The sequence below is a fragment of the Microcystis sp. LE19-195.1E genome (assembly GCF_027532095.1).
GTDB lineage: Bacteria > Cyanobacteriota > Cyanobacteriia > Cyanobacteriales > Microcystaceae > Microcystis > Microcystis aeruginosa.
On the sequence record NZ_JAPZSZ010000177.1, the window covers coordinates 1 to 15868 of the forward strand.

The 15868-nt window shown below is 43.8% G+C and carries 12 protein-coding genes and 1 pseudogene; 4 read left to right on the forward strand and 9 right to left on the reverse strand.

Going from position 1 to position 15868, the window contains the following annotated elements; all coding sequences use genetic code 11:
* The first annotated feature begins 52 nt into the window (after positions 1–52).
* Entirely contained in the window at positions 53–211 is a 159-nt protein-coding gene (locus O9300_RS10220; protein WP_287971543.1) for a hypothetical protein, read from the forward strand.
* On the opposite strand, the pseudogene O9300_RS10225 reads toward O9300_RS10220, so the two are convergent.
* Positions 144–1082, reverse strand: a pseudogene (locus O9300_RS10225) (RNA-guided endonuclease InsQ/TnpB family protein); the annotation flags it as partial. The gene O9300_RS10220 and the pseudogene O9300_RS10225 sit on opposite strands and share 68 nt — an antisense overlap.
* A 340-nt stretch (positions 1083–1422) precedes the next feature.
* Between O9300_RS10225 and O9300_RS10230 the strand changes: the two are divergent.
* Positions 1423–2502, forward strand: a complete 1080-nt coding sequence (locus O9300_RS10230; RefSeq protein WP_287971545.1) for a PIN/TRAM domain-containing protein — start codon at positions 1423–1425, stop codon at positions 2500–2502.
* Between the two features lie 337 nt (positions 2503–2839).
* On the opposite strand, the gene O9300_RS10235 is transcribed toward O9300_RS10230, so the two are convergent.
* Positions 2840–3118: a hypothetical protein gene (locus tag O9300_RS10235; RefSeq protein ID WP_043995783.1), complete on the reverse strand. Its 279-nt coding sequence runs from the start codon at positions 3116–3118 to the stop codon at positions 2840–2842.
* Positions 3119–3481: 363 nt separating this feature from the next.
* Between O9300_RS10235 and trmFO the strand changes: the two genes are divergently transcribed.
* On the forward strand, positions 3482–4819 hold the full coding sequence (trmFO, locus tag O9300_RS10240; RefSeq protein WP_287971546.1) for an FADH(2)-oxidizing methylenetetrahydrofolate--tRNA-(uracil(54)-C(5))-methyltransferase TrmFO: 1338 nt from the start codon (positions 3482–3484) through the stop codon (positions 4817–4819).
* A gap of 60 nt (positions 4820–4879) precedes the next feature.
* Positions 4880–5377 (forward strand): 2TM domain-containing protein, encoded by a 498-nt coding sequence (locus tag O9300_RS10245; protein ID WP_002766497.1) that lies wholly within the window; start codon positions 4880–4882, stop codon positions 5375–5377.
* Between the two features lie 356 nt (positions 5378–5733).
* Here O9300_RS10245 and mutS read toward each other — a convergent pair whose 3' ends face one another.
* The 7 genes from mutS to O9300_RS10280 all read right to left on the reverse strand — a co-directional run bounded on the left by mutS (position 5734) and on the right by O9300_RS10280 (position 15737).
* Positions 5734–8382, reverse strand: a complete 2649-nt coding sequence (mutS, locus tag O9300_RS10250) for a DNA mismatch repair protein MutS (RefSeq protein ID WP_287971547.1) — start codon at positions 8380–8382, stop codon at positions 5734–5736.
* 148 nt (positions 8383–8530) lie between these two features.
* Complete coding sequence (gene apcB / locus O9300_RS10255) at positions 8531–9040, reverse strand: allophycocyanin subunit beta (RefSeq protein ID WP_002802766.1); 510 nt, start codon at positions 9038–9040, stop codon at positions 8531–8533.
* 182 nt (positions 9041–9222) lie between these two features.
* Positions 9223–10362, reverse strand: a complete 1140-nt coding sequence (gene proB, locus O9300_RS10260; protein WP_287693222.1) for a glutamate 5-kinase — start codon at positions 10360–10362, stop codon at positions 9223–9225.
* Positions 10363–10530: 168 nt separating this feature from the next.
* Entirely contained in the window at positions 10531–12495 is a 1965-nt protein-coding gene (recJ, locus tag O9300_RS10265) for a single-stranded-DNA-specific exonuclease RecJ (protein ID WP_287971548.1), read from the reverse strand.
* A 58-nt stretch (positions 12496–12553) separates the two neighbouring features.
* Entirely contained in the window at positions 12554–13195 is a 642-nt protein-coding gene (locus O9300_RS10270; RefSeq protein ID WP_287693224.1) for a hypothetical protein, read from the reverse strand.
* Entirely contained in the window at positions 13192–13653 is a 462-nt protein-coding gene (locus O9300_RS10275; protein WP_012265376.1) for a hypothetical protein, read from the reverse strand. The genes O9300_RS10270 and O9300_RS10275 overlap by 4 nt, the downstream gene beginning before the upstream one ends.
* A 74-nt stretch (positions 13654–13727) precedes the next feature.
* Positions 13728–15737 (reverse strand): ATP-binding protein, encoded by a 2010-nt coding sequence (locus tag O9300_RS10280; RefSeq protein ID WP_149986156.1) that lies wholly within the window; start codon positions 15735–15737, stop codon positions 13728–13730.
* Positions 15738–15868 lie beyond the last annotated feature (131 nt).

The window sequence follows — 15868 nt, forward strand, 5'->3', positions numbered from 1 at the left end:
ATGGGAGTGATCAGGGGGAAATTCAGGGACTTTTTCCCTGAAAATTAGGTAATTGACCCCCTCAAAATCGGTAAAACCCCACACCCCACACCCCACACCCTACACCCTGCCCCTAGGAAAAACTTTTTCAGCAAACCCTAAATACGTCTTAGTTTATCAGACTTTGCTGATAGCATATCTCGAAAAGAACGCCAGCCTAAGTCTGATATAGCACGGGATAGTTGACGATTTTTAACCATTCCCGATGTGTTTAAATCCTCTAAAAATATCGTTTGATTCTCACGAATAATCCTAGTGGATAGTTTCTGCAAGAAATCAGTGCGAGTGTCTTTAATCTTTGCGTGGATTTTAGCCACTCGTTTTCTTGTTTTTTCCCGTCGTTTACTTCCTTTCTGTTTTCTAGAAAGGTTTCTCTGTGCTTTTTTAAGCCGTTTTAGTCGTTTCTTTAACGGTTTTGGTGCGCTTATCTTTTCCCCTGTTGAGAGAGTAGCAAAAGTAGCAATCCCTAGATCAATTCCCACTGACTCCCCATTGTTAGGAAGTGTTTCAGGTTGAATCTCAACCACAAAACTAAGAAAGTATCGATCTGCTGCGTCTTTAATCACGGTGACTCTAGAAGGTTTAGAGGGTAATGGACGGCTCCAAATGACTTTTAAATCACCGATTTTTGCTAAAGTAACGTGGTGTTGATTGACGGTGAAGCCATTATCGGTAAATCTTGCTGATTGTTTAGATTTACGTTTTTTAAATTTAGGAGGTTTGACTTTCTTCCCTTTTCTTTCTCCTTGACAAGATGTAAAAAAGTTAGAATAGGCTGTCTCTAAAGTCTCTAAATCTCTCAAATACTGTTGTAAAAGAATAGAAGAAACCTCAGTTAAACAGTTTTTTTCTGTTGTCTTTTTAATCTGAGTTAGTCTCTTAGATAACTCAGTATATTTAGGCTTTTTCTCTCCTTGTCGATAGAGTTATTGGCAGTGAGCTAAGGTATTGTTCCAGACAACACGCACACACCCGAACAATTGAGACAAAAGCCTCTTTTGTTGGTTTGTTGGGTAAATGCGGTATTGATACCTTGCTTTCATTGGGTTAAAATGAGTGGGTCTGCACTCTATAATCAGGGAGCAGTAATCAGTAATCAGTGAGCAGTGAACAGTAAACAGTAATCAGTAAAAAGACAGTAGGAAAATTCTATTTAATCCTGCACACTTAAAAACTCACATCTGATAACTGATAACTTACCCACGGATAACTGATAACTGATAACTGAGAGGTGCGCCATTGGAAGTTCTCAAGTGCTATATTAGGGATCGAGAAAAGCCGTCCCAATAAGGACGGGGTTTTAAACCCAAATTTTCGATAATAGCATTCATACTCATTATTTTTCTACCATCATTCCCCCCTATCCTCTCTGGTATTATCCCTATGCTTGATGCAGTCATAATTTTACTATTCGTCTTCGCTATTGCCAGTATTGGCTATAGTGGTGTGGACTTGCTGCCGGTTACTGTCCAGTCGCAAATCAGCAATATTGAAGCGTTACGCTGGTTATCGGCGGGTTTTGCCTCAATTATTGGTTTAGCTCTTGGTTTAGTTGCCCAAACTACCTATCGTCGTCTAGAAACCCAAGTACGGCAAACTCCGATCGAAGTTATTTTAACCCGTTCGGTCGGTCTAGTTATCGGTTTGTTGATTGCTAATCTGATCCTAGCCCCGATTTTCTTCCTACCGATTCCCAGAGAATTCTCGTTTATTAAGCCGATAATCGCTATTTTAGGCAGTATTATGTTTTCCTATCTGGGGGTTAGTTTAGCTGATACCCACGGTCGCACTTTTTTGCGTCTGATTAACCCCAATAGTATGGAATCAATTTTAGTGGCAGAAGGAACCCTGCAAGCGGCCGCCACCAAAGTTGTGGACACCAGTTGTATTATCGATGGTCGTATCGAACAATTGTTAGACACGGGATTTATCGAAGGACAGATACTCATTCCCCAATTTATCCTTCAGGAATTGCAACAGTTAGCGGATGGCAGTAACGACCAAAAACGAGTCAGAGGAAGACGAGGATTAGATATCTTAAACCGGATGCAGCAAGAATTCCCTGATCGCATTATCATTCATCCCGCCGATTATGAGGATATTAGCACCGTAGATGCTAAATTAGTCCATCTTGCCCAAGAAATTAACGCCACCTTGCTCACTAACGATTATAATCTCAGTAAAGTGGCCAATCTGCAAAAAGTCACCATCTTGAATGTCAACGATCTCGCCCAAGCAGTACGTCCGATCTACTTGCCTGGGGATACTTTGGAGCTGAAAATTCTCAAAGCAGGAAAAGAACCCACCCAAGGCATCGGTTATCTAGAAGATGGCACGATGGTAGTGGTAGAGGAAGGAAAAGATTATCTGGGGGGAGAATTGCGGGTAGTGGTGACATCTGCACTGCAAACCTCGGCCGGACGGATGATTTTTGCTAAACCCCAAAATTCCCTAATTGCCTAAAGGTAATAAAACCCAAAAAAGCCTCAAATACAGAGCCAGAGGGGATTGTATTTGAGGAATTTCATTTTTTAAGGGAAGTTAAGTCACTAACCGAACTATCTAGGGTTTGCTAAAAAAGTTTTTCCTGGTGGCAGGGTGTGGGGTGTAGGGTGTGGGGTGTGGGGTTTTACCCATTTTCAGGTGGTCAATTACCTAATTTTCAGGGAAAAAGTCCAGGAAATTTCCCCCCAATCACTCCAAAGGTCGGCACTTTTTGAGGGAAAAAAAGTCTAAAAACCTTGTTGGACAAGGTTTTTAGATTTATTCAGCAAACCCTATCTAGCCAATTTATATCTAATTAGGCTGGTTTATTGATTACAGCCATGGACTGACGGGCAAAACCGAAATAACTATCCCAGAATTGTTTCTGACTATCGAGGGCAACTTTGGTGGCGGTTTCTTGGGCGGTTAGGTAGGATTTCACCCATTCTTGTTGATATTCAAGGGATTTAACCAAAGTTTCTGGAAACTCAAACACTGGTGTAGTCGTGGGAACACCATTACCCCAAGCGGACAGAAGCAGTTTCTGCCATTCGGCTAGGTATTTTTGGTATTCTTCAAGATAATTGGTGTTCATAGAAGTCAAACCGCTAACTAACCCATCTGGAAGGAGATGGTGAGAAAGTGGGGCGGTGTTGCCACCTTCTCGAAAGCAAAAACCGTGCCGAGATAAAATATAATATTCTATCCCTTCCTTATATTATAACCTGAGTTTGCGATCAGCCCCAATCTTCATGCGATCGCCGTCAGCCCAGCCTATTTTTTTGGTGACTGGGAACTAAGTGGGTGGGTGGAATTAAATATAAGATGAACGTAGGTTGGGTTGAAGCATGAAACCCAACGCCCGATTATGTTACGCTACCGCTAACCCATCCTACAAATAATTTTGCCTCCTTGCTTAACGCTAAAATAGTCCTACTCTAGCCATTTTCTCCCAACTATGATCGATCGCCCCATTCATGTAATTGGTGGAGGATTAGCGGGGACTGAGGCGGCGTGGCAGATAGCCCAAGCAGGTATTCCCGTGATCCTGCACGAAATGCGCCCAATTCGCTCTAGTCCCGCCCACCATAGCCAATTTTTAGCCGAATTAGTCTGTAGTAACTCCTTTGGTGCCATGGCGGTGGATCGCGCCACCGGATTACTCCATGAAGAATTACGACGCTTAAATTCTCTAGTTATTGCCCAGGCCGATCAGCATAGTGTCCCCGCAGGAGGGGCTTTAGCGGTCGATCGAGGGGTCTTTAGTCGAAATTTGACGGAAATCTTGGCTAACCACCCTCTAGTCACCTTAAAACGTCAGGAGATCACGGAAATTCCCCGGTATGGTATCGTCGTTTTAACCACTGGACCGTTAACCAGTGCTGCCTTGGCCGCAGATCTGCAAAATTTCACGGGACTGGACTATCTGAGCTTTTTTGATGCCGCTAGTCCGATTATTCTAGGGGAATCGATCGATCGATCGATCGCTTTTCTGGCCTCCCGTTACGATAAAGGTGAGGCCGCCTATCTCAATTGTCCTATGGATCGGGAACAATACCTGCACTTCTGGCAAGAGTTAAAACAGGCAGAACAAGCAGAATTAAAGGATTTTGAGCGAGAAAATGCCAAATTTTTCGAGGCTTGTCTGCCAATCGAAGAATTAGCCAGTCGGGGAGAGGATACCATGCGTTTTGGTCCCCTGAAACCGGTGGGATTAGCGGATCCCAGATATCCGGATCAACGTCCCTACGCAGTTATACAGTTGCGAATGGAAGATAAAGCGGGCCAATTGTGGAATATGGTGGGATTTCAAACTAATTTAAAATGGGGTGAACAAACACGGGTTTTCCGTCTGATTCCGGGGTTAGAAAAGGCCGAATTTGTCCGCATGGGGGTGATGCACAAAAACACCTTTATCAATTCTCCCCAGTTATTATCCTCCAGTCTCCAGTTTAAATCGCGACCGACGCTATTAGCGGCAGGACAGTTAATCGGCACGGAAGGCTATACGGCCGCGGCTGCTGGGGGATGGTTAGCGGGAACTAATGCCGCTCGTTTAGCTTTAGGATTAGAAACGGTGACATTGCCAACCACAACGATGATCGGGTCATTATTTGAGTTTATCAGCAGTGCCGAACCGAAACATTTTCAACCGATGCCGCCAAATTTTGGCATTTTGCCGAATTTTACCAGAAAAATCCGCAATAAACGGGAACGTTACGGTCAATATGCCGATCGCTCTTTGCAGGATTTAGAAGCATGGTTGAATCAGTTAAAAACTCCCTGTCTCGTCTAACTGTCAATCGCTAATCGATCGCCCATAATAGAGAAGGAACCTATTTCTTTCTCTATCGCTATGCCAAACCCCGATTTTTTCCCTCCCCAATCCTACAGTCAAGAGGATGTGCAGGAAATTCTCTATTTGGCTATCTCCCGTCAAGGGGATAAGGGAGAAATTACCCGTCAACAGTTGTTAGAAATTGCCGACGATTTAGCTATTGAAGTTAAAGACTTAGAAGCGGCGGAAAAGGACTGGCAAGAGTCAAAAATGGTCAGTTATAAGCGGCAAGAATTCGATCGCTTTCGTCGCGAGGAGCTAAAACATAAAACCGTTCGCTATCTGATTATTAATAGTTTTTTTCTTACCATTAATTTAATTAGTGCTGGAACAATTTCTTGGGCAATTTATATCTTTTTGCTAATGGGTTTACCTCTTTCTCTCTCGGCTTGGAAAACTTTTCAAAATCAAGGAATTGCCTACGAAGAGGCATTTAAACGCTGGAAAATTAAAGAGGAAATGAAAGAGTCTTTTACCAATCTTTGGACACAAATTAAAAAGTTTTTACAGTTTTAATAGTGTTGAAAAAGGAAGATTTTTAAGGGGAAAACTCTCTTCTAAAATCGGGCGTTACTTTCGATTTTTTCCCTCAATCCCCCCGCGCATTAGTTTTTCGGTGGGATGCTTACACGCAATTGTTGATATATTTGTCCCAGTTTAAGGGTCATACCAAATCCTGTTATTAAAGACTGATTATTTATTCCTCCTGTTGCTTTTTGCCTCTTGCCTTTTGCCTCTTCTCATAAGTAGCCTATACTCAACGGATTTAGTATCACTGATAATTGCTGATTGTCGGTGTTTCTGGAAAATCGAGATGCAGCCTTTTTGTGAACCACAGAGAGACAAAGGAGACAAAGTTGAGCTTTCCACGACTACTTACTGTCATCAAAAATATCCAATTGCTGCAGAGATGGGGGATGATCCGACTTAACCGGTTTAATTTTCTTAATTCCTTGACGCAAACCGATCGCAATTTTACTATGTTTTTCGATTTGACCCATCACCTGCATGGCACGATCGATCACAGAAGCTGGTAAACCGGCTAATCTCCCCGCTTCGATACCATAGGATTTATCCGCACCTCCCGGTCGTACTTGGTGCAAAAATACTATCTCATGGGGTAATTCTTTGACCGTTACCTGATAATTGGCCACATTCTCTAAAATTGAAGCTAATTCGTTCAGTTCGTGGTAGTGAGTGGCGAAAATCGTCCGCGATTGCAGTACCGTGGCTAAATACTCCGCTACAGACCAAGCTATGGATAACCCGTCAAAAGTGGCTGTCCCCCGGCCAATTTCGTCTAGTAATACTAATGATCTGTCTGTGGCGTGATTGAGAATATTGGCAGTTTCGTTCATTTCCACCATAAAGGTGGATTGGCCCGTAGCGAGGTCATCCACAGCCCCCACCCGGGTGAAAATGCGATCGCAGATCGAGATTTTGGCCGACTTTGCCGGGACAAAACTACCAGTTTGGGCCAACAATTGAATTAATCCCACCTGTCGCAGATAACAACTTTTGCCACTAGCATTGGGACCGGTGAGAATAATCAAGTCGGGGTATTCTAAACCCTCCTGATTGCCCAAATTAATCGAATTCGGCACAAAAAAGCCAGCCCCAAGGGATTGTTCCACCACGGGATGACGACCATCTTTAATATCGATAAGACGACCATCGGCGATTTCCGGGCGACAATATCCCTGATAAACGGCGATTTCTGCCAATGCTGCCAACACATCCAAAGCGGCGACTTTTGTGGCCACTTCCCGGATTTCTGGGGAAAATTCGGCCACTTGACGGCGTAAATCGCTAAAAATCTCGTATTCTAACTTATTTAATTCATCTACTGCCGTCAGAATTATATTTTCTTTCTCCTTTAACTCGGTGGTGATATAACGTTCCTCATTGACTAAAGTTTGCTTACGCACATAATCTTTTGGGGCGAAATCAGCTTTACTGCGGGGTAAACTGATATAATAACCGAAAGTTTTGTTATAATTAACCTTAAGATTACTAATGCCCGTTCTTTCTTTTTCTGTCGTCTCCAGATTCTTAAACCAATCGATTACTTCCTGATAGTCGCGCCGCAGGGCATCCAATTGGGCATCAATTCCCTCACGAATCACCCCCCCTTCCTTCAGATGCAGCGGAGGAGATTCCACCAGATGCGCTATCACCTGCTGGCCTAATTTTTCTAAATCGGCGGGAATTTGCTGTAAAGCTTTCAAATAGGGGGAATTTCCTAAGGCGACCAAAGCCGCTAAATCGGCTAATTTGACTAAAGATGCCGCTAGGGAAAGTAAATCGCGGGCGTTAGCCGTTCCTGCGCCAACACGACCGCTTAAACGTTCTATATCGTAGATTTCCCTTAATTTTTGCCGAATATCTTGGCGCAGGGCGGGATTATCCTTTAACTCTTGGATAGTATCTTGACGGGCGCGAATACCGCGAGAATCTAAGAGGGGTTGCAGTAACCAACGACGTAAGGCGCGACTACCCATGGCCGTACAAGTACGATCAATCGCCCATAATAGAGAACCATAGAAGCTACCATCGCGCACCGTTTGGGTAATTTCAAGGTTGCGACGGGTTTGCCCATCTAAAATCAAAAATTCGGAGATAGAGTAGGTTTTTAAAGGTTGTAGGGGGACTTGATTGGCTTTTTGGGTATCTTCAATGTATTCTAAGAGGCCTCCGGCTGCGCGAATAGCGAGGGGCAAATGTTCGCAGCCCATACCCTCTAGGGAACGCATTTTATAGGTGATTAGGAGACGATTTTTCGCTTCTGTGAGAGTAAAGATGGTTTGGGGACGGAGAGAATAACAAAAACTATCGGGTAAACAGGGGGGGAGATGGTCAGATTTTTCCCCGGGACGCAAAATACGGTTTAAATCGGGGGCATTGATGGGAAAAAGGATTTCTGAGGGCTGTAAACGGCTTAATTCTAGGCTTAAAGCCGTTAAATCGCTGGCTTGGGTGGTGTAGAATTCTCCGGTGGAGATGTCTGCATAGGCTAATCCCCAATTTTCTCCGGTAATCACCACAGCAGCTAGAAAATTATTCTTTTTTGCGTTTAACATTCCCTCATCGGTGAGGGTTCCGGGGGTGAGCAGTTTGGTGATAGCGCGTTCTACGAGCCGTTTTTCGGCGGCTGCTTCCGTTGAATCCTCTACTTGGTCACAAATCGCCACCGCATAGCCTTTTTCCACCAATAAACGACTATAACGCTCTAGGGCGTGGTGGGGAACCCCGGTCATGGCGACTCTCCCAATCCCTTTACCCCCTTCCTTGCTGGTGAGAACTAATTCTAATTCTCTGGAGATAATCACCGCATCCTGAAAGAAACACTCGAAAAAATCGCCCACACGATAGAGTAAAAGAGCATTGGGATAGGTTTCTTTTACCTCCACATAATGCTGATACATGGGGGTGAGTTTATCGCGATCGAGTCCGCGATAATCACGATGGGGATCTTTATTGGTAGCCGGTGGTTCTAGGGGAAAATCCGAGGGGAGAGTCATGGGTCAAAGAAAGCTGGACAATGTTTTAATCAACTGTTCCCCTTGCTGCACCTTCCCCACTCCCCTAGGCTGAGAGTGGGTACTGATGCGGGTTAGTTCCATCAAAAATTGAACGGACAAAACCGATAAGCGATAACTGACAACTGCATTATATAGACACTTCGCTTAATTCGCGAGTGAGATGATCAAAGGGTTCAGCGATCAAAGAGGTGTCGGCAATACCCGCCTCAGTAGCCATGGTTTGAATCATTTCGCTCATGATTTGGATACCGCGCACCGTCGGACCGATGGGAACACCGAGGGAATTATAGGTTTCCCGCAGTCCTTGCAGTACCCGTTCATCTAGAACATTAGTATCAGCAGCCACCAGCGCATAACTGGCATAGCGGAGATAGTAATCCATATCCCGCAGACAGGCAGAATAACGACGGGTGGTGTAGGCATTACCCCCGGCGCGGATCAATTCGGGAACTTCTTCAAATAGACGAATCGCCGCCCCACGCACGAGCGCCGCCGAATTAGCGTTAATGAGGGCGGCGGCAGCTAGACGGGCAGTTCCCGAGGCGAAATATTGTTTAAGATTATCGATCGCATCTCGATCGAGATAACGTCCAGTGACATCGTATTTTCTAATCAGGCTAGTTACCGCGTCTCGCATTATTAAGTTTCTCCCAACAGCAATAAAGACATTTTTGAGTTTCGCTTTATTTATAATCTCACAGGGTTGAACTTCGGGGGACATCCCTAGTCTAACTCTCTTGCTTGTCTAACAATTTGTTGTTTTTTTGAGACATTTCTTTACATTTAAGGCATTGGCTGGACCGGCGCTGGGTGGCGGAATTATCCCTGATTAGTCGAGGTGGTGGACGAGGCACTCAAAATGACGAGATTATCCCGATGAATGATGGTTTCTGCGGCCATATAACCTAAGAAACTGGCAATACGCTCGGAATGTTGACCTTTAACTCGATCGATCTCCTCACTACTATAATTAACAATTCCCCGGGCCACTTCCCGGCCCTCTTGATCGCACAATTGCACCGATTCCGAGGCGCTAAATTCCCCCTCCACTTTGGTGATCCCGGCCGCGAGCAGAGATTTTCCCCCCTGACAAATGGCTTGAATCGCCCCAGCATCGAGATAGATTTTACCCATGGGCATTAGTCCGTAGGCGATCCAGCGTTTGCGGGCGTTATCACTGCGTTTTTGGGCCTCAAAACGGGTTCCGATCGCCTCTCCTGCCATAATTTTTAAGATATTACCAGGCTGCCGTCCCCTAGTAATCGCCATTTCTACCCCGGCGCTGGTGGCAATCCGGGCCGCCGCCAATTTAGTCGCCATACCCCCGGTCCCCCACTGACTGCCACTACTACCGGCATCGATCGATAGTTGCGCTAATTCCGCGGGACTAACTCGGGCAATAGCCGCCGCTTCGGGAAATAGCCGCGGATCGGCACTGTAGAGGCGATCCACATCGGTGAGGATAAATAACCAGTCAGCCTCGATTAAACTGGCTACAAGGGCTGATAAAGTGTCATTATCGCCGAATTTTAACTCATCGATCGCCACCGTATCATTTTCGTTGACAATGGCAATCACCCCTAATTCAAACAAAGCCTGAAAAGTATTATAGGCGTTGACATAACAGGTGCGTTCCATCAATTCGGGACGGGTCAGCAAAATTTGGGCGATCGGTTGACCAAGACTGGTAAAGAGGTCATCATAGATCCGCATCAGACGACCTTGACCGACGGCGGCGATCGCTTGTTTGAGGGCGATTTTTTTCGGTCTTTCCTGTATTCCCAGACGACGGCAGCCCACCCCCACGGCCCCGGAAGATACTAATACCACCCGATGACCGGCAGCGCGCAACCGGGTGAGGACTTCCACTAAAGCGGCGATCGTGGATAGGGATAATTGGCCGGTTTGATTATCGGTCAAACTGGAAGTACCGATTTTGATCACTATGGTTTGGTTCATCGTCAAGGCGCTTTTTTTGGAGGTTTTGCTAAGTAGGTAGGCGTTAAAAATTATCAGACACCCCCGTTATCAAGGGTAGGGTTGATTCATGAATCAACCCTACCTTATTAAGGGGGGCAGGGGGGATCGAACCTAAAATCGATTTTTAATTTAATTATAACCAGCTACTTAGATAGCCAAAGCTTTGATGGCAACTTTAATTAAAGTATAAAAACGGGGTTCAGTCACGTTGACTTCTCTCGCTTGTTGCCGATTTTTGCCTAATAAACCAATGCGCTGCCCTTTCTGGACGACTAAAATCTCGCCCTGTTCATTTTTGATGCGAATCTCGTTTAAATCACCCCAAAAACTACATTGATACATTTTTTCGGCGTGCATAAAAATTGCTTTTTTAATACTATCATTTTCTTGGGGTAATCGCACTCCCACTAATTCAATTTCTATGGTTTTATTACCATTCCAAGTATTTTCTTTGAGTTTATAGGCAATATCTAAACGCGTTGGTAAAGGACAATATTCGCCCCAACGCCAAGCTAGGGCTTTAATTCTGGTATTATCGCTTTGAGCCAGCAATAATTTTAAATGATTTTTTCCGATAGTTTTCTGTTCCACTACTCGCACGTTAGGAGTCCAAAAAACGGGTAATTCATTGCCAATTCCCCAGGGTTGTAAACTATCAATTTGTTGAAAAAGTTGCAGGTTTATTTGTTTAAAGTCTAGGATAGTATCAATTTTAATTAAAGGTTTTAATTGTTCTATTTGTAAAATTTTGTGAGAAAATTGACTTAATCTTTGTTTAAATGCTAGTAAATTAGCTGTGGGTAAACTAAAACCCCCCGCCATTTTATGACCGCCAAATTTTCCTAGTAAATCTTGGCAAAATTGCAGGGCTTCAAAAACGTGAAATTCTTCAATTCCTCTGGCAGAACCGCGAATTTTACTAGCATCTTCTTCCTCATAAGTACCAATAAAAACCGGCACTCCGTAGCGTTCCACTAAACGGGAAGCTACAATACCAATTACCCCATGATGCCAATCTTTTTCTACCACGACTAAAACTCGATCTTTTTGCCAAAGAATCGGCGTTTCTTCCACTAATTTAATCGCTTCTTCTTCAATTTTTTCGCACAATTCTTGACGAGTACGATTAATTTGTTCGCACTGCATCGCTCTTTCTAAGGCAATTCCCGCCTCATCGGTGGTTAATAATTCAATAACTATCTGGGGATCACCAATTCTACCAATGGCATTAATTCTCGGTCCCAATTTAAAGCCAATATCATCCGGTTGTAATTGCTTTTGTTCCTCGCTAATTCCCGCTATTTGCATCAGGGATTGAATCCCGACTAATTGAGATTTGGGCAATTTTCTTAAACCCCGTTTTAACCAGCGACGATTTACCCCAATTAATGGAGCTAAATCTGCTATAGTGCCTAGGGTAAATAATGCTAATAATGACTCGGTTAATCCCTGTAATTTACCCATTTTTTGGGCAGTTGTCACCGCTAAAATATAGGCGACTCCCACCCCCGCTAATCCCTGATAGGGAGAGTTCGGGGTTAATAATTTCGGGTTGAGAATAGCGGAGGCATTTGGTAAAATTGGCGGCAGATCGTGATGATCGGTGATAATAACTTTTAATCCTAATTCTATCGCTAGGGCGATCGGTTCGTGAGCGGAAATACCATTATCAACGGTGAGAATCAATCCGACTCCCGATTCGGCAAATTCTTCGACAATGCGCTGATTAATTCCGTATCCCTCTTTCATGCGACTGGGTATGGCATGATTTACTCTAGCGCCGAGATGTCTCAAGGCTCTTAATAGTAAAGATGTACTGGTCATGCCATCGGCATCGTAGTCCCCACAGATAGCAATTTTATCGCCCCTAGCGATCGCTTTTACTAATAAATTGACGCTTTTTTCTAAGTCGGGAAATTCTCCCAGGGGAGAGGGTAAGGTATCCGCTTCAGGATCTATATAAGTTTTAGCTAATTCGGGGGTATCAATACCGCGATTAATTAAGATAGTTGCTAATAAGGATGATAGTCCCATTTCTCGCGCTAACCCCGCGATTTTTTCGGGATTAGTCGCGGCAATATACCAGCGTTGGATGGGATATTTGTAGGTCATTTTTTCTCAAACAAAAAGGTAGGGTGCGTTAGCATAGCGTAACGCACCAAAAATAAGGTTAAAAGCGGATTTGGATGGCCCCAGCGGGAGGTTGAAAGGGGAGATTACTATTATTAATTCTCAGGGGAGAAGCGGGTACTACCTGCACATTTGGTGTGGTGGGTTGACTTTCGTTGGTACTCAGTAAAGTCAATTGATTAATACTAGAATTAATCGCAAATTGTTGGGTAATGACTCCCGACGGACAACAGGAAGGATCCCGGGGGAGAAATCTTCTCATATTGACGGTGATCATACCATCTTTAGCACTAAGATTATCGACAATTACTCGATCGGCTAACAGGACAGTATCGGTGTTAGTGGCAGTACCGTTATTATCAATCACTAGGGCTAAATAATGTAATTGCTGTTGATCTCTGGTAATCACTCTTAACACGACAATACCATCATTCCTTTGATCATTATTATAGTCCCCCATCAAAGCTTCTCGACTGACTTGCACTCCTAAAATCTGTCCCTCATTGGATTGAAAAATACCATCGCTGACAATTACGGAACCCCGATTGGGAATGTTATAGACGGTATTCCTTAAATTATCCACGCTCAGGGGTGTAGATTGGGCAAGTAAGGGCAGAGAATTATTTAATAGTAAACTGATACCTAGGAGGATAGATTGAGGCAAAATTGCTAATTTAATCATGGTTTTGATGGGTTGGGTATATTTTCTTGAGTATCGAATAACTGCACGTTATTAATGGTACAAACCATCCCCTGTTGTGCTGCTAATTTATCTCGCCATTGGCTTAATTGTTGTTGACCATTACTACCATTTAACCAGTAAACTGTCAAGAGTCCGAGGGTTTGTTCTGGTTCACAGGAAAAGCCGAGAGTTTTATCGGGTATGTCGGTATTTCCCTCACGACATTGCCAACCTTGTTTTTCAATTAATTCTTTCCAACCTTTCTCTTCTTTAGCAGCCACGGCAATGCGTTGATCTCCTTGGGTACAAAGCCAATTTTTCTGCTGGGTGGGATCATTGGGTAGATCACCAAGATTGGGGGAATTTTGCTTAATTGGGGGCAGCGAGGGGACTTGAGCATGAACGGAAAAAATCGGTAGTATTAACCAAGTACCGATAAGCATTTTTAACAGTTTCATCCTTTAAAATTGTCATATTTAGGGATTTATGCCTTTAGAATATCACGTTTTTGAGATCTAGATAAAATACTCTCTTAAGATATGTTTAAATCTCTAATTATGGTTTCGATCGCATCAAAGGAAAATTCTCCGGCTAACTGTTGTAAACCTTGGGCAAGGGTAGCATAATCGGCGGGAATTTCTGCGGTTAGGGCGATAATTTTTTCATCATCACATTCTCGCGCCGCTTGTTGCAATTGTCTAATCCAGACGGGACTGATTAATTTTAATAGCGATTGCAGGGAATCGAGGAAAACTGGCGAATAATTGGGTTGATTTGGCTCATTATCGGCATAAATATATTTTAATCCTAGATATTCGCTCATTTTTTGCCAGATAACTTCCTCTCGGAAAGGTTTACGCACGAAATCATCACAACCAGCGGCAATAACCAAGGCGCGATCCTCTTCAAAAGCACTGGCAGTTAGGGCAATTATCACCGTTTTTCCGCGATTATCAGCCTCTAACTGCCGAATTTCCCTAGTTGCTTCGTAACCGTCCTTCACCGGCATTCTCATATCCATCCAGATAAGATGAGGTTGCCATGCTTGCCAAATTGCGATCGCTTCTTGACCATTAGCGGCCTCTTGCACGGATAATCCTAGGGTAGCCAGGAGTTTCAGTAACAGTAAACGGCTTTCCGGTCGATCATCGACGACTAATATGCGATATTTAGGCTGATTTTCTGCTAAAGCGATTACTTTTGCCCTATTGGTTTCGGTTTTAATCTCATTTTCCCCCACCAAACCCACCTGAATATCAAAACTAAAAATACTTCCTTGACCCAGAATACTACTAACTCCGATCGCACCTCCCATCAACTCAACAAATTTTTTACTGATAGGTAAACCCAATCCTGTCCCCTGTTGGGATTTTCGTCCCGTTTCCGTTTGGTTAAAGGGTTGAAATAGCTTATAAATCTCCTCTGGAGCGATTCCTAGGCCTGTATCTTCAATTTCCCAGAGCAATCGCTGATAATCTTCTCTTTTCTCCCCTAATTTTACCCGGAGAGTCACCCCTCCCGACTCAGTAAACTTCAATCCGTTACCCAAGAGATTGATTAACACCTGTCGCAATTTACTTTCATCAGTACATATATATTGAGGCAGATTGGAGCTGCGATCAAAAATTAAGCTTAAAGCTTTTGCCTGCGCTTGTGGGCGTAGCATTTCGGCAATATTATCTAAAAGAGCGTATAAATCGAAATTACTAGGATTAAAAACCGTTCTTCCCGCTTCTATCTTCGACATTTCTAGAATATCGTTGATTAACTCTAATAAATGTTCTCCGCTACGATTGACAATTTCCAAATATTGCCGATATTCACTGCTGATGCTGCTATCCCGGGATATTAAGCGAGTAAAACCCAAGATAGCATTAAGAGGAGTGCGTAATTCATGGCTCATGTTAGCTAGAAACTCACTTTTAGCTTTATTTGCCTTAACTGCCGCTTCTTTAGCCTCTTTTAATCCTTTTTCCGCTTCATATCTACTTTGTGCGATCGCAATTAATTCTCCCACCAACCGGACAAAGGTGACATCTTCCTTTGTCCATTGCTTTTCTGCACTTGCATCCAATCCCAGATAACCCACCGTTACCCCACAACTATCCCACATGGGAACGATTAAGAGACAGGGAGTAGAACTATTAGCGAGAATAGCTCTTTCAGGGATAGCAGTAGCGGGTAAATCGTCTAAAGAGTTCAGTTTAACTGGAATACCGTTTAATAATTGTTCAGAAAACCAAGGAAAGGTTTCCGTTGAGAGATTTTGTGATTGTTCCCGAATCGGGATAACCTGCGGATAGTCGGGGTGACAGTATTCATAAACCATACTCCACTGCTGACGACAGGTGGAATATTGAATAATGTAACAGTGAGCGCTCTGGGTAAATTGACAGAGCAGTTCTAGGGTATGATCGATCGCCGAGTGGATATCTTGAGCAATTAGTAGTCTTGTCACCCGCGAGAGCAAATTATCGCGATGTGCCTGCATTTCTAGGGCTTTTTCCCGTTTTTTAGACTCTAGTTCCTCAAAATCACTCATAATCAGTTATCAGTTATCAGTTAAAAGGGTTTGGGTGTTGGGTTTGTAGGTTTGTAGGGTTTTAGGGTTTTAGGGTATTAGTTGAATTTCCCCATCACCCCACTTCCCCACTTCCCCATCTCCTGTCTCCC

What these genes read in the sequence shown, in the direction of transcription:
- proB (WP_287693222.1), bottom strand. Translation starts at nt 10,362, where the DNA reads ATGAACCAAACCATAGTGATCAAAATCGGTACTTCCAGTTTGACCGAT.
- O9300_RS10230 (WP_287971545.1), top strand. Translation starts at nt 1,423, where the DNA reads ATGCTTGATGCAGTCATAATTTTACTATTCGTCTTCGCTATTGCCAGT.
- recJ (WP_287971548.1), bottom strand. Translation starts at nt 12,495, where the DNA reads ATGACCTACAAATATCCCATCCAACGCTGGTATATTGCCGCGACTAAT.
- O9300_RS10280 (WP_149986156.1), bottom strand. Translation starts at nt 15,737, where the DNA reads ATGAGTGATTTTGAGGAACTAGAGTCTAAAAAACGGGAAAAAGCCCTA.
- mutS (WP_287971547.1), bottom strand. Translation starts at nt 8,382, where the DNA reads ATGACTCTCCCCTCGGATTTTCCCCTAGAACCACCGGCTACCAATAAA.
- apcB (WP_002802766.1), bottom strand. Translation starts at nt 9,040, where the DNA reads ATGCGAGACGCGGTAACTAGCCTGATTAGAAAATACGATGTCACTGGA.
- O9300_RS10275 (WP_012265376.1), bottom strand. Translation starts at nt 13,653, where the DNA reads ATGAAACTGTTAAAAATGCTTATCGGTACTTGGTTAATACTACCGATT.
- trmFO (WP_287971546.1), top strand. Translation starts at nt 3,482, where the DNA reads ATGATCGATCGCCCCATTCATGTAATTGGTGGAGGATTAGCGGGGACT.
- O9300_RS10245 (WP_002766497.1), top strand. Translation starts at nt 4,880, where the DNA reads ATGCCAAACCCCGATTTTTTCCCTCCCCAATCCTACAGTCAAGAGGAT.
- O9300_RS10235 (WP_043995783.1), bottom strand. Translation starts at nt 3,118, where the DNA reads ATGAACACCAATTATCTTGAAGAATACCAAAAATACCTAGCCGAATGG.
- O9300_RS10270 (WP_287693224.1), bottom strand. Translation starts at nt 13,195, where the DNA reads ATGATTAAATTAGCAATTTTGCCTCAATCTATCCTCCTAGGTATCAGT.